This window comes from Dactylosporangium sp. NPDC051087 (genome assembly GCF_055586325.1).
The window spans coordinates 85,670-98,621 of sequence record NZ_JBVJIJ010000001.1; the positions used below are offsets into that span (position 1 = coordinate 85,670).

At 69.9% G+C, this 12,952-nt stretch carries 12 protein-coding genes and 1 riboswitch; of the genes, 6 read left to right on the top strand and 6 right to left on the bottom strand.

Annotated features, from left to right (window positions below; genetic code table 11):
• The first annotated feature begins 442 nt into the window (after nt 1–442).
• A riboswitch (ZMP/ZTP riboswitch) is annotated at nt 443–527 on the top strand.
• Nucleotides 528–539: 12 nt separating this feature from the next.
• The 6 genes from ACZ6TV_RS00405 (at nt 540) to ACZ6TV_RS00430 (ending at nt 6,969) form a co-directional block, all read left to right on the top strand.
• Nucleotides 540–1,406, top strand: coding sequence for a bifunctional 5,10-methylenetetrahydrofolate dehydrogenase/5,10-methenyltetrahydrofolate cyclohydrolase (locus ACZ6TV_RS00405; RefSeq protein ID WP_465293742.1), 867 nt, complete (start codon nt 540–542; stop codon nt 1,404–1,406).
• A gap of 152 nt (nt 1,407–1,558) precedes the next feature.
• Nucleotides 1,559–2,239, top strand: coding sequence for a 16S rRNA (guanine(527)-N(7))-methyltransferase RsmG (rsmG, locus tag ACZ6TV_RS00410; RefSeq protein WP_465293744.1), 681 nt, complete (start codon nt 1,559–1,561; stop codon nt 2,237–2,239).
• A gap of 352 nt (nt 2,240–2,591) precedes the next feature.
• Nucleotides 2,592–3,896, top strand: coding sequence for a ParA family protein (locus ACZ6TV_RS00415; RefSeq protein WP_465294864.1), 1,305 nt, complete (start codon nt 2,592–2,594; stop codon nt 3,894–3,896).
• Nucleotides 3,893–4,945 (top strand): ParB/RepB/Spo0J family partition protein, encoded by a 1,053-nt coding sequence (locus ACZ6TV_RS00420; RefSeq protein WP_465293746.1) that lies wholly within the window; start codon nt 3,893–3,895, stop codon nt 4,943–4,945. The genes ACZ6TV_RS00415 and ACZ6TV_RS00420 overlap by 4 nt, the downstream gene beginning before the upstream one ends.
• Nucleotides 4,946–5,434: 489 nt before the next feature.
• Nucleotides 5,435–6,154, top strand: a complete 720-nt coding sequence (locus ACZ6TV_RS00425; protein ID WP_465294866.1) for a hypothetical protein — start codon at nt 5,435–5,437, stop codon at nt 6,152–6,154.
• A gap of 137 nt (nt 6,155–6,291) precedes the next feature.
• The gene (locus ACZ6TV_RS00430) at nt 6,292–6,969 is read left to right on the top strand and encodes a GNAT family N-acetyltransferase (protein ID WP_465293748.1); all 678 of its coding nucleotides are present in this window, start codon (nt 6,292–6,294) and stop codon (nt 6,967–6,969) included.
• A 49-nt stretch (nt 6,970–7,018) separates the two neighbouring features.
• On the opposite strand, the gene ACZ6TV_RS00435 is transcribed toward ACZ6TV_RS00430, so the two are convergent.
• The 6 genes from ACZ6TV_RS00435 to ACZ6TV_RS00460 form a co-directional block, all read right to left on the bottom strand.
• A complete protein-coding gene (locus ACZ6TV_RS00435) occupies nt 7,019–8,173 on the bottom strand; it encodes an N-acetylmuramoyl-L-alanine amidase (protein WP_465293750.1) in 1,155 nt (384 codons plus the stop codon).
• 136 nt (nt 8,174–8,309) lie between these two features.
• Complete coding sequence (gene trxA, locus ACZ6TV_RS00440; RefSeq protein ID WP_354776975.1) at nt 8,310–8,645, bottom strand: thioredoxin; 336 nt, start codon at nt 8,643–8,645, stop codon at nt 8,310–8,312.
• Between the two features lie 32 nt (nt 8,646–8,677).
• Nucleotides 8,678–9,604, bottom strand: coding sequence for a thioredoxin-disulfide reductase (trxB, locus tag ACZ6TV_RS00445; protein ID WP_465293753.1), 927 nt, complete (start codon nt 9,602–9,604; stop codon nt 8,678–8,680).
• A gap of 98 nt (nt 9,605–9,702) precedes the next feature.
• Nucleotides 9,703–10,614: a hypothetical protein gene (locus tag ACZ6TV_RS00450; RefSeq protein WP_465293755.1), complete on the bottom strand. Its 912-nt coding sequence runs from the start codon at nt 10,612–10,614 to the stop codon at nt 9,703–9,705.
• Complete coding sequence (gene sigM, locus ACZ6TV_RS00455; RefSeq protein ID WP_465293757.1) at nt 10,611–11,252, bottom strand: RNA polymerase sigma factor SigM; 642 nt, start codon at nt 11,250–11,252, stop codon at nt 10,611–10,613. Before sigM ends, ACZ6TV_RS00450 begins: the two co-directional genes overlap by 4 nt.
• A gap of 28 nt (nt 11,253–11,280) precedes the next feature.
• Nucleotides 11,281–12,819 (bottom strand): protein kinase family protein, encoded by a 1,539-nt coding sequence (locus ACZ6TV_RS00460; RefSeq protein WP_465293759.1) that lies wholly within the window; start codon nt 12,817–12,819, stop codon nt 11,281–11,283.
• Nucleotides 12,820–12,952: the final 133 nt, after the last annotated feature.

The window sequence follows — 12,952 nt, forward strand, 5'->3', positions numbered from 1 at the left end:
CTGGGCCTGCGCTTCGCGGTTGGGCCTGCGCTTCGCGGTTGGGCCTGCGCTTCGCGGTTGGGCCTGCGCTTCGCGGTTGGGCCTGCGCTTCGCGGTTGGGCCTGCGCTTCGCGGTTGGGCCTCTGTCGCGTGGCTCGGGTATCCGCCTCCACGCGTCCACGCGTCCTCCGCCGTGCGCCTTGACCCGCGCCATGCTCGTGTCTCTGCTCAGGCCCGGGGCAATGCGTTCACGCCGTCGGCGCTTCTCAAGTACGCCTCATGCCCGTGCTTCCCGGTCGCGTCTGTGGCTCTGTGAGGCGGGCCGCGTCTTCTGTCTTTGTCTCGCGTTGTGCTCCGTCCTCGCGTGGTGCCGGGGGAACCGGTCATTGAGTGCTCGGCTTGTTCCTTGTTCTCCTGGCCTTTGTCCCCGCGTGGGCGGGCGGGGGTGGGATCGGGGACAATGGGTGGTAGATGCGACTGGCGGCACCGGGATGGGACGGACCATCGGGGAGCTCGAGTTGTGAGGGTCGACCGCCTGGGTCCTCACGTCGAGGAGTCGTATGTCCACGACCACTGCTGTGCTCCTGCCCGGAGCCCCCGTCGCCGAGCAGATCCTCGCCGACGTTGCCACCCGTGTCGCGGCGCTGCGGGCGAAGGGTGTCGTGCCCTCCCTCGCCACGATTCTGGTCGGCGATGACGATGCGAGCGCTGGGTACATCCGCATCAAGCAGCGCCAAGCGGCGGAGCTCGGATTCGCGTCGCCACACGAGCACCTGCCCGCCGACACCACGCAGGACGCGCTCCACGCCGTCATCGACCGGTTCAACGAGGACCCCGACGTGCATGGGTTGCTCATTCAGTACCCGACGCCGCAGCACCTCGACTACGATGCCGCGTTGCAGCGGGTCGACCCTGACATGGACGTCGACGGCATGCACCCGCTGAACCTGGGTCGGCTCGCCGCGGGCATGCCCGGGCCGCTCCCCTGCACTCCCGCCGGCATCGAGGCGCTCCTCGCGCATTACGAGATTCCGGTCAGTGGCCGCGAGGTCGTCATCCTGGGTCGCGGCGCGACGCTGGGGCGCCCCCTGGCGATGCTCCTCTCGCAGAAGCGCCCGACCGCCAACGCCGCCGTGACGGTGGTGCATACGGGTGTGGCGGACTGGCCGAGGTACACCCAGCGGGCCGACATTCTGATCGCCGCCGCCGGCGTGCCCGGCATCATCCAGCCGGAGCACGTGAAGCCGGGCGCGGTCGTCATCGGCGGTGGTGTCCGGTACTCCGGCCGCCGCCTCCTGCCGGACGTGGACGAGTCGTGTGCCGAGGTCGCCGGAGCCATCACGCCGCGCGTCGGGGGCGTCGGCCCCACCACGGTCGCCATGCTCTTCCGTAACGCGATTACGGCCGCCGAGCTCAAGTCCGCGTAACCCAGTCACCCGAAGCCGGGCGTCCGCTCCCCCCGTGGAGCGGGCGCCCGGCTTCGTGATGCAGTGATGCGGTGATGCGGGACGGCCGTGTTTCACGTGAAACATGGGTGTTGGGTCGAAGGGCGTGGGATGGGGCGTGATTTGCTTGGCGCATGGATGGTGCTGTTCCGGTCGAGGTGTTGGGTGCCGCTGAGAAGGTGTTCGGGGAGAGGCTGCCGCTGGCGGAGCAATTCGCTCAGTTGCTCGTCACCGATGGGGTCGTCAGAGGGCTGATCGGGCCGCGGGAGGCGCCGCGGATCTGGGAACGGCACATGCTCAACTGCGCGGTCCTCGGCGATCTCATCCAATCGGGCGCCACGGTCGTTGACGTCGGCTCCGGGGCTGGGCTGCCCGGTATGGTGCTGGCAGTGGCTCGTCCCGACCTGGTTGTCACGTTGGTCGAGCCGCTCGCACGACGTACCGCGTTCCTTTCCGAGGCGGTGACGGCGCTCGGCCTCGAGCGGACCACCGTGGTCCGGGCGCGGGCCGAGGAGTGCGTCGGGAAGCTCCCCCTCGCCGATGTCGTCACCGCCAGAGCAGTCGCACCGCTGGACCGGCTCGCCGGTTGGTGTCTCCCCCTCACCGCCGTCGGTGGTCGACTGCTTGCGCTCAAAGGGGCCTCCGCCACGGCCGAGATTGCCGAACACGCGGAGACCTTGAGCCGGCTCGGAGCGGGCACGCCGTCGGTACGCCTCTGCGGGGACACCGTCCTTGCGGAGCCGACGACGGTCGTCGAGATCGTGCGTGAACGGGAAGTCGCGCAGCGCCGTAAGAGCGGCAAGCGCGGGCGGTAAACCGGGGGGCGGGCCGAAAGCGTCCTCCGGTCACGGGGAACGCGGGGGTTCGACGATGGACATCAGAAACTGTGGCAGCGGCTGGCCGGTCGCTCCGGCGAAGCGACTCGGCGGTCTTCTCCGCCGAGTCGACGGCTTTTTGGTCTTTCTGCGGCCGGGTGAGAGTGACAAGGGCGACGACGCGCCGATGAGCCATGGCTCAGGTCGCCTGTGCGCCGTAGGCTGGCCGCGCGCCGTTCTTGCGTTCCCGGCGCCGGCGGTCGCGGCCAAGCAAGAATGCGGCGAGCCGGAGGTGGGCACCGCGTCGCTGACGGCCAGTAGTGCACAGCTTTCCGAGCAGGACAGGACTGACATGGTGCGCGACAGCGGTGATGGCAACTCCTATGTTTCACGTGAAACGGCGACTCCGGCGACCTCTCAAGCGGCGAACGGGCCCGAAGAAGGTCAGGGAATAGAGGGGTGGGGCGTCCGCCCGCCGGCGCGTGCCGTCCCCCAGCCCCGGGCCGAGAACCCCGCCGAAACGACACGCGGCGCCACGGTGGAGTTTCGCCCCAGCGGGCCGATCGATCGCGCGACTACCGGTACTGTTTACGGCCGGGGCGGAAAACCGGTCGTGCCCAGAGCCGATTCACAATCCGCTGCAGACGAAGCGAAAGCCGAGACGAGAGCCGACATGAGGTCCGAGCGACGGAGCACTCCGTCCCCCCGGCCACACCCGTCCGTCGTCACCGCGGATACCGAGGGCGCCATGACAGACGCGTATGTTTCACGTGAAACCGAAGACCCCCCGCTGGCACAGGAGGCAAAGCGCGCCGTGGAGATCCTCAATCCGAGCGGGGAGATCACCATGCCCCGCCCACCACGGCGGCGCACGATGTGTGTGGCGAACCAGAAGGGCGGGGTCGGGAAGACCACCACGGCGGTCAACATCGCCGTCGCCCTGGCGCTCCACGGAAACCGCGTCCTGGTGATCGACCTCGACCCGCAGGGCAACGCCTCCACCGGGCTGAACGTCCCTCACCACTCCGGCGTGCCGGACGTCTACGACTGCCTGATCGACGGTGCGCCGCTCGACGCGGTCACCCAGCAGGTCGAGGGCATCCCGAACCTGTGGGCCGTGCCCGCGACGATCGACCTCGCCGGTGCCGAGATCGAGCTGGTCTCGGTCGTCGCCCGTGAGTCGCGCCTGAAGCGCGCCATCGAGGCCGGCGGGAGCGACTACGACTACATCTTCATCGACTGCCCGCCGTCGCTCGGCCTGCTCACCGTCAACGCGCTCGTTGCCGCAGAGGAGGTCCTGATCCCGATCCAGTGCGAGTACTACGCGCTGGAGGGTGTGCAGGCCCTCACGAACAACATCGAGCTCGTCCGGTCGCACTTGAATCCGAAGCTCGACATCTCGACGGTGCTTCTGACGATGTACGACCGGCGCACCCGTCTCGCGGACCTCGTCGAGCAGGACGTGCGGAACCACTTCGGGGAGAAGTGCCTGAACGCGGTGATCCCCCGCAACGTGCGCGTGTCCGAGGCGCCGAGCTACAGCCAGTCCGTGATGACGTATGACCCGGGCTCCCGCGGTGCGGTGAGCTACTTCGAGGCGGCGCAGGAGATCGCGCTGCGCGGTGCGCATGATGCGCAGGTTGGAGGAGTGGCATGAAGTCCAACCGACGTGGAGGGCTCGGACGAGGGCTCGGTGCCCTCATCCCCACCGCCGCGCCGGCCGAGAGCGCGGCGGGCGGTACCGCCACCGCGCTGGCGACTCCCCCGGCCTCGACCGACGCTACGACGAACGGCGTGCCGGCCGCCGAGCCGATCGAGCAACTCGCCCCGGTCCCCGGTGCGCGCTTCGCCGAGATCTCGGTGACGTCGATCGTCCCGAACCCGAAGCAGCCGCGGCAGGTGTTCGACGACGACGCCATCGAGGAGCTGAAGACCTCGATCCAGGAGGTCGGCTTCCTCCAGCCGATCGTCGTGCGTGAGCTTCCCGAGCCGATCGAGGCCGACGAAGGTGACGACAGCGCGGGCGGCCCGAAGAAGTACGAACTCGTCATGGGCGAGCGTCGCTGGCGTGCGGCACAGGCGCTCGGCAAGGACGCCATCCCGGCGATCGTCCGGGAGACGCGCGACGACGCGATGCTCCGCGATGCGCTCCTCGAGAACATCCACCGCGCGAACCTCAACCCGCTGGAAGAGGCAGCCGCGTACCAGCAGCTCCTCGAGGAGTTCGGCGCGACGCACGAGGAGCTGGCGCGGCGGATCGGGCGGAGCCGGCCGCAGATCTCGAACACGATCCGCCTGCTGAACCTGCCCGCGCAGGTGCAGCGTCGCGTTGCGGCGGGCGTGCTGTCCGCCGGCCACGCCCGGGCGCTCCTCGGCCTCGACAACTCCGAGGAGCAGGAGACGCTCGCACACCGGATCGTCGCCGAGGGACTCTCGGTCCGGGCGACCGAGGAGATGGTCTCGCTCGCGGTGGCGGAGGGGGCGACGGCGAAGAAGGCGGCGCCGCAGCGTCGCGCGAAGCCGCACGCGCCCGCGCTGTCGGATCTCGCGGATCGGCTGTCGGACCGGTTCGACACCCGCGTCAAGGTCGACATCGGTCAGCGCAAGGGACGGATCACGATCGAGTTCGCGACCGTCGACGACCTCGAGCGGATCGTCGGCATCATCGGCGTCGACGAGCGCGCCGCCCAACAGCGAGAGCAGTAGCGGCGGGCCGCCAGCAACGGCAAAGCAAGAGCGACGGCGAACGCAAGAGCGACAGCGAAGCAAGAGCGACGACAAGCAAGGGCGACGGCGCGAGGGCGACGAGAGCGAGCGGCGGAGGAAGCAAGAGCGGCGGGGATGACACTGAGGCCGATGGCAGCGGATGGGCCGGCAAGCCCCGAGCGCCGGCGAAAGCCCTCCCCGAACGACCCCGTCGCTGATGTTGGAGTAGCGCTAGTCGTACCAACGCGAAAAACGGCGATCAGAACGGCCGGACGGCAAAAGTCCGGCCGTTTCGTTTTGCTCTGAGGATGGCTCTGAGCGAACTTTATCCACAGGGGTTATCCACAGGCATCGCGTTTCACGTGAAACCGCGTGGTAGGGGCGTTGGGGGCCTGTGGACGAAGGTCCCGACGGGTGCACTGTCCACAGGGTGCGGACACCGGCGCCGGGGTGGGCTAGGGTCGGCTCGTGTCCGAGACGCCAGAGCAGCTGCCCTCGTTTACCTATTGGCCGACGTTTCCGTTCGAGGGTGACCTCCGGGTGAAGCGTCTGCTCGACCCCGTGCCGATCGAGCCGCCGCGTCACGGTGACAACCCGGCCGAGTGCAGGGCTTGCGGGGCGCCGGACGAGGCATACATTTGGGTGAGTGACCGGTGGCGCGTGCGGAGCCTCGACCGGCCGACCGGGTTGCCGGCCGTGCTGATCCTCGAGTCGCGGTCGCACCTGGACCTCGGCGACCTGCCCAACATGCTGGCGGCCGAGCTCGGCGTCATGACCGTGCGGCTCGAGCGGGCGATCCGCTCGCTCGACGGCGTCGCGCGGGTCCACGTGAACCGGTGGGGCGACGGCGCCGCGCACCTGCATCTGTGGTTCCTGGCCCGGCCGTATGGACGACTGCAGTTGCAGGGCACGTTCCTCGCGCTGTGGGACGACATCCTCCCGCCGATCCCGGAGGGTCAGTGGCGGGAGAATCTGGCGCTGGTCGCCGCATGGCTCGCGGAGTTCGGCGGTCGGCCGCTCGCTGAACCGCCGCGCATCAACTGGACGGCGCCGGCGAGGTTCCGGGAAGAGGCCCGGGCGGACGTCGGCGACGCCGGGATTCACGTGGAACCTCCGGAGCCGGCGGCGCCCGCGGATCCGGCGCAGGAGCAACCGCCGTCGCCGTCGCTCGTGAAGGACACGCCCGAGAAGACGGAAACGGCGCAGTAGGACCTACGGTGACACGAAGGTGAGCAGCGGAGGCGGTGCCGGGTGAGGAACTCTGGCCGGATGACTCCCATGGCCGGTGATGGGTGCGTAGCATCATCACGGTTGACCGTAAGTAAGCAGCGCGCGGAGATGGGCCAATGTCGCGACGTCTCGTGAGTTTGACGCTCGACACCCTCGAGGATCTGCCTCGATCGTGCCGTGCCTGCGTCTTCTGGGAGCTCGACCCGGTTGCTGCCGACCGGGCATGCGCCAACGGAGACCCAGGTCTGGAAAAAGAAGCATGGGTGTCGCAGACCCTGCTGGAGTGGGGCTCCTGCGGCAAGCTCGTCTACGTCGACGGCATGCCGGCCGGGTTCGTGATGTTCGCTCCCCCGGCGTACGTGCCGCGGTCGATGGCGTTCCCGACCTCGCCGGTCTCCCCCGACGCGGTGCTGCTGATGACCGCACACGTGGTGCAGCCGTTCGCCGACGGCGGGCTGGGCCGGATGCTCGTCCAGGGCGTCGCACGCGACCTGACGAAGCGCGGCGTGAAGGCGATCGAGGCGTTCGGCGACGCGAAGTTCGGCGAGGTCGACGAGGCCGGCCGCAACGAGCAGGGCTGCCTGGCCCCGGCGGACTTCTTCACGTCGATCGGCTTCAAGACGGTCCGCCCGCACCCGCGCTATCCGCGGCTACGGCTGGAGCTGCGCACCGCGCTGTCGTGGAAGTCGGATGTGGAGTATGCGCTGGAGAAGCTGCTCGGCTCGATGAGCCCGGAGTCGCTGCTGCGCCCGGTGCTCCCGGTGCGGCCGGCGACCCGCAGCATGCAGTCCTGAGCTACCAAACAAGAAGGGCCCCGGCAGAAGCCGGGGCCCTTCTTGTAAATCAGACCGAGTTGTTGGTCAACGCCCGCAGCAGGCTGACGTCGATCGAGCCGGTCGGCACGTCGACCTCGACCGGCAGATACATCCGCTGCACCGCCGCCATCATCGCCTCGACGACCTTCTCGCGGAACGCCGGGTCGATGAGTCGCTCGCGGTCGGTCGGCGACGTCAGATAGCCCACGTCGACCCGGACGGCGGGCATCCGGCTGAGCCGCAGCAGCTCCCACGTCTTCGCGTGCGTCTGGCAGTCGCGCAGCCCGGTGCGCACGACGATCTCGCGCTGCACGAGCTTCGCCAGGCGCTCGCCGACGATCGAGGTGGGCCCGGAGACGGTGCCGTAGTGGTAGGTGGCGACGCCTTCGGCCTCCGGGTTGCGGTAGCCGTCGAGGTGGATCGAGATGAGGAGGTCGGCGCCGAGCTCGTTGGCCAGCTGCACCCGGTCACGGTCGCTGAGAGCCGCTGTGGGCTGCGGACCCCTGGTGAGGTTCACCCGCATGCCCGCGGCCGCCAGACGGCCCTCCAGACGGGCTGCGAGGTCATACACGAGGTCCGCCTCCGCCCACCGCAGCGGCCCGTCGGGCACGACGTGCCCGGTGTCGGGTCCGCCGTGGCCCGGGTCGATGACGATGCGCTTGCCCAGCAGCGTCGGGCCCGAGTCGCGGAAGGTCTCCGCCTCGCGGAGCAGCTGCGGGCGGCCGCCGATCACCTTGCGGCCGAGGCGGCGCAGCGCACCGACGGTCGCCGGCCCGCACTCGCCGTCGGGCCGCAGCCCGACCTCGCGCTGGAACTGGGCGACGGCGTGCGCGGTGCGGCTGCCATAGATGCCGTCGGCGCGGCCAGGGTTGAAGCCCATCTCCAGCAGGCGCTCCTGGAGCTGGCGGACGTCGTCACCGATATACGGGTCGCCGACGGTGTGGAACAGCGCCCGCTGCCCGAGCCGCCACCGTGCCGCGTCCAGGGACCGCCAGGTCTCGTCGCCGACGACGCCGTCCACGGTGAGGCCGTGGCTCTGCTGGAACGCGCGGACCGCGCGCTCGGTGTCCTCGTCGAACTCGGGATCGGCGGTTGAGACGTCAGCCAGCAGATCCAGCACGACAAGAATGCTGCGGATCTCGGCTACTGCCGCGCCCCGCGCCCCGCGCCGGATTGCCCGCATGTGGTCCTCCTGAAAAAGCCTGCGATTGCACCGCAGCGTACCGCTCACCGCTGAGGGACGCGTCATCACGCGGTGTTTGAAGAAAACGCGCCCCGCCTTCGCTGAAGGCGGGGCGCGTCAATGCTCTCGGTTGGGCTCAGGCGGGCTCGAGCGCCGACTCGATGAGCCGGACCAGCGCACTCTTCGGGCTGGCGCCGACGACCGAGCGGAACGGCTCGCCGTCCTTGAAAACGGTGAGCGTCGGGACGGAGAGCACCTGGTAGGCGCGGGCCGTCTCGGGGTTGCTGTCGATGTCGACCTTGACGATCTTCACCTTGTCGGCGAGGTCACCGACGGCGATCTCGTTGAGCATCGTCTCGATCTTCCGGCACGGCTGGCACCACTCAGCCCAGAAGTCCACCAAAACCGGAATTTCGGATTTGAGGACGTCAGCCTCGAAGGTCTTGTCGCTGACCGGCTGGATGGCTCCCATACGCACTCCCTCTACTTCTCAAGCTTCTTGAACTACAGCGTCGCGATGTAGCGCTCGGCGTCCAGCGCCGCCGCGCAACCGGTGCCGGAGGCGGTGATCGCCTGCCGGTAGGTGTGGTCGACCAGGTCGCCGGCGGCGAACACGCCCTCGACGTTGGTGCGGGTGCTCGGCGCGGCCACCTTCACGTAGCCGGCGTCGTCCAGCTCGACCTGACCGCGGAACAGCTCGCTGCGCGGGTCGTGGCCGATCGCCACGAACACGCCCGCGACCTCGAGGTCGGTCTCCTCACCGGTGTTGACGTCCTGCACGCGGAGACCGCCGACGCGGCCGCCCCGGTCGAGGACCTCGGTGACCACACTGTTCCACCGGACGTTGATCTTCTCGTTGGCGAGAGCCCGCTCCGCCATGATCTTGCTGGCGCGGAACGACTCGCGGCGGTGCACGATGGTCACCGACTTGGCGAAGCGGGTGAGGAACGTCGCCTCCTCCATCGCCGAGTCGCCACCACCGACGACGACGATGTCCTCGTTGCGGAAGAAGAACCCGTCACAGGTGGCACAGGACGACACGCCCCGCCCGAGCAGCTCCTGCTCCCCCGGGACGGAGAGCGGGCGCCAGGCGGACCCGGTGGACAGGATGACGGCGCGGGCACGGTATTCGGTCTCGCCGACCCACACGCTCTTCACGGGGCCTTCCAGGGCCACGCGCGTCGCGTCGTCGGTGACGAACTCCGCCCCGAAGTGCTCGGCCTGCTTGCGCATGTTGTCCATGAGCTCGGGGCCGAGAATGCCGTCCGGGAAGCCGGGGAAATTCTCCACCTCGGTGGTCGTCATCAGCGCGCCACCTGACGTGACGCCTTCGATCACCAGTGGCTTGAGGTTGGCCCGGGCCGCATAGACGGCAGCCGTGTACCCGGCGGGGCCGGACCCCACGATGATCAGGTTGCGGACCTCGTCCACGGTCGACTCCTCGAGTTAAGCCTGTGCCAGCAAAACGTCATCCTACGAACCGATGATTCCCGTTGTGGGGTGACGCGTGTGCCACATCACCACTACCGTCAGGCAGTGCCGCGGTAGAGCTCATCGGCGATCGCGCCGCCGATCCCGCAGTCCGGCCCGACCGCGATGACCAGTCGTTTGCCGGCGCCGACCCGGGTGCCGTCGACGATGACGACGAGCGCCGGCTGACCCTCGAAACGGGCGTAGTCGACCAATGCCACCTGACCACCGTATTCCCTGACGACCGCGCCGAGGCAGGCGGCCCTGGCCACAGGGTCCAGCAGGCGGCGCAGCGGCTCCGGCACGGTGTCTGGCTTCGCGGACTTGCTCAGGTTGGTGCCGTCGCCGCTGCCGTCCTGGACCACCGAGGGGGCCTGTGCGGACGCCTGGAGGACCTGTCCGACCGTGCCCGGCCCGTAGTCCTGCCCGGAGGCCACGACGGCCGCGTCGGCCCGTGTGGACGTCCTGGAGCCGCCGGTGGACCCGGCGGAGCCGTTGGACTCGAGCTGGGGTGCCGCCGCGCCGTTGCCGCCGTCGGCCGAGGAGGTGGCTGTGTCCTTGTTGGTGGCCTGCTCGCTCACGACCAGGGACACGCCGAAACCGCCGCAGATCAGCACCGCGGCCGCCGTCGCCAGGCCGATCGCCCAGCGCTGCCGCCGGTGCCGGCGCGCCTCGCGGGCCCGCGCGAGGTCGTGCACCGCGGCATCCGGCTGAGGAGTGATCACGGCGGCCTGCAGCGCGGCGTTCAGCCGTTGCTCGACATCCGCCGGTACGGCCACCGGCTCGGCGCCCAACGCGGTCAGCTCGTCCCGCACGGCCACCTCAGCGGTGACGAGAGCGGCATACGCCTCTGCCCAGCTCGCGTCCGTGCTGACCCGGCGGCGCACGTCGTCCGCCTCGGGGGTGCCGTCGAGCGCCCCACCGACGAAGTCGGCGAGCAGGTCGAAGTCGGCGTCGGAGAACATCGTCACGAGCCGCCCTCCTTCCTGATCGCCGCGGCCCCGGTCGCCGCCTCTGCGCCGTCCGGTGATGGGACGCCGCCACTGCCGACCGGGTTCCGCAGGTGGCCGAGCATCACAGCGAGGCGGGCGCGGCCACGCGCGCACCTGCTTTTGATGGTGCCCTCCGCGACGCCCAGCATCATCGCCGCCTCGGCCACCGAATACCCCTGGATGTCGACGAGCACGAGCGCCGAGCGCTGGTCGACGGCGAGTTGCTGCAGCGCGTGCTGGACGTCCATCGCGGTGTCGCGGTCGGTGACCGGCGCGGGTGTGACGTCGGTCTCCGGCAGCGGCACGGTCGGCCGCGACTGCCGGCGCCGGATCCTGTCGAGGCACGCGTTGACCACGATGCGGTGCAGCCACGTCGTGACGGCCGATTCGCCCCGGAAGTTGCCCGCGGCACGGAACGCCGACAGCAGCGCGTCCTGGAGGGCGTCAGCGGCCTCCTCGCGGTCGCCGAGGGTCCGCAGCGCGACGGCCCACAGCCGGTCGCGGTGCCGCCGGACGATCTCGGCGAAAGCGTGTGGATCGCCCGCGGCATGGGCATGCAGAAGGGCGGTGTCATCCGGCGTCTGACGCACGCCCGGCTCCGCCTCCACGGCTGGCACCCTATCGACCGCGAGCGACCTGTGGGGACTACTGGACTCGAACGGTTATCTCAGCGATGGAAACCCGGTATTTGCCGCTGCTGTTTTCCTTCGGCAGCTTCGTGATCCACACCAGCAGGTAGCGGGTCGGCTCCGCCGGGCCCACATACAGGGTGTTGGGACCCATCCCGTCCTTGGCGGAGCCCTCGACGACCTTGTACTGGTCGACCGTCTGCTGGTCCTGCGCGGTGCCGCTGCCGAGGTCGGCCGTGCCGGTGCGCAGCTCACCGCTGGCGCCCGGGGTGGCCAGGTCGACCTGCACCGACACGATCTTCTTGGCCTCGCCGAGGTCGATCCAGACGCCCATACCGTCCTTGAGGCCACCGAAGTTGGCCTTGCCGGAATAGCGGTCGGTGCTCCAGGTCGTCGCCGGGTTGCCGTCGACCAGCTTCGCCGCGTCCTTGGAGTTGTCCTGGTCGCCCTTCGGGCTCACGATCCGGACCTTGGAACCGTCGATCGTCAGCACCGTCGGCTGCCCGGCCGGCGGCTTGGCCTGCTGCGGCGCGCCGCTGGTCGTCGCCGACGGCTGGGTCTCGCCGGGCACTGCCGGGTCGCCCAGCACCTTCGCCGCGGCGAGCGTGCCGGCGAGCGCGAGCACCAGCAGGCCGACCACGCCCACGGCCAGCTTCCGGCCGGCGGGCTTCGGCGGCGCGGTGGACTGCGACGCGGAGTCGAAGGCCTCGAAGTCGAGCTGCTCCCCGCCACCACCGTTGCCCGCGTCGGCGAGGTCGCCGTCCTCGAACTGCCCGAACGAGGCGAGCTCGCCGGCGAGGGACTCCGCCGACGGCAGCGGCAGGTCGGGGTTGAGCAGGTCGGTGACCAGCGAGTCGAGGTGCGTCGGCACACCGGCGCGGACCTGCCGCGGCGCGGCGAGCACGCCGGAGCTGTCCCGCACGCCGTCGGGCACCGAATAGGTGCCGGCCTCGCGGTGCGGCCAATAGCCGGTCAACGCGCAATAGAGCACCGCGCCGATGGCCCGGATGTCGGTCTCGGGGGTCGCCAGGTCGTCGGCCCGGGCGTCGGTCAGCACGACCCGCCCGTCGTGCGCGACGAGCACCGTCCCGGGGTGCACGTTGCCGTGCGCCATCCCGGTCCCGTGCAGCGACGCCACGGCGTCCGTGACGGCCCACGCGATCGCCACCGACCGCCCCGCGTCCAGCGGACCCTGCGCGACGATGTCGCGCAGCGCGATCCCGTCGACCCACTCACGGACCACATACGCCCGGGTGCCCTCGTCGATCGCGTCATAGACGCCGACGAGGTGCGGGTGGACGATCCGGCTCGCGGCCACGGCGGCGCCAAGCATCTCCTTGGCGCTCTCCCCACCGGGATAGCGCAGGACGACCGCGACCGGCCGGCGCAGGATCACGTCGATCCCGCGATACAGCTGGCGGCCCAATGAGTCGTTGCCGATGTGCTCTTCGAGCTGGTATCGCTCGGCAAGGATTTCACCGACGGATGGGGTGCCGAAGGTCAGGACCTGCGGAATTCCTCCCGAGGCCTCCAGCCCTTCGTCGAGCTCAGCCACCCGTCCTCCCTTCCGATCCGTGTGCTCACCTATGGCGTCCGTCGTAACGCGAGTCGCAGTCACTAAGCCTAAGCGCTCCGGCGAGGCGTCGAGGTTGACCTTACCGGTCAGCTCTAAGGGTTCCGACACGTCA

What these genes read in the sequence shown, in the direction of transcription:
- ACZ6TV_RS00430 (WP_465293748.1), top strand. Translation starts at nt 6,292, where the DNA reads ATGTCGCGACGTCTCGTGAGTTTGACGCTCGACACCCTCGAGGATCTG.
- ACZ6TV_RS00415 (WP_465294864.1), top strand. Translation starts at nt 2,592, where the DNA reads ATGGTGCGCGACAGCGGTGATGGCAACTCCTATGTTTCACGTGAAACG.
- rsmG (WP_465293744.1), top strand. Translation starts at nt 1,559, where the DNA reads ATGGATGGTGCTGTTCCGGTCGAGGTGTTGGGTGCCGCTGAGAAGGTG.
- ACZ6TV_RS00435 (WP_465293750.1), bottom strand. Translation starts at nt 8,173, where the DNA reads ATGCGGGCAATCCGGCGCGGGGCGCGGGGCGCGGCAGTAGCCGAGATC.
- ACZ6TV_RS00405 (WP_465293742.1), top strand. Translation starts at nt 540, where the DNA reads ATGTCCACGACCACTGCTGTGCTCCTGCCCGGAGCCCCCGTCGCCGAG.
- ACZ6TV_RS00420 (WP_465293746.1), top strand. Translation starts at nt 3,893, where the DNA reads ATGAAGTCCAACCGACGTGGAGGGCTCGGACGAGGGCTCGGTGCCCTC.
- trxA (WP_354776975.1), bottom strand. Translation starts at nt 8,645, where the DNA reads ATGGGAGCCATCCAGCCGGTCAGCGACAAGACCTTCGAGGCTGACGTC.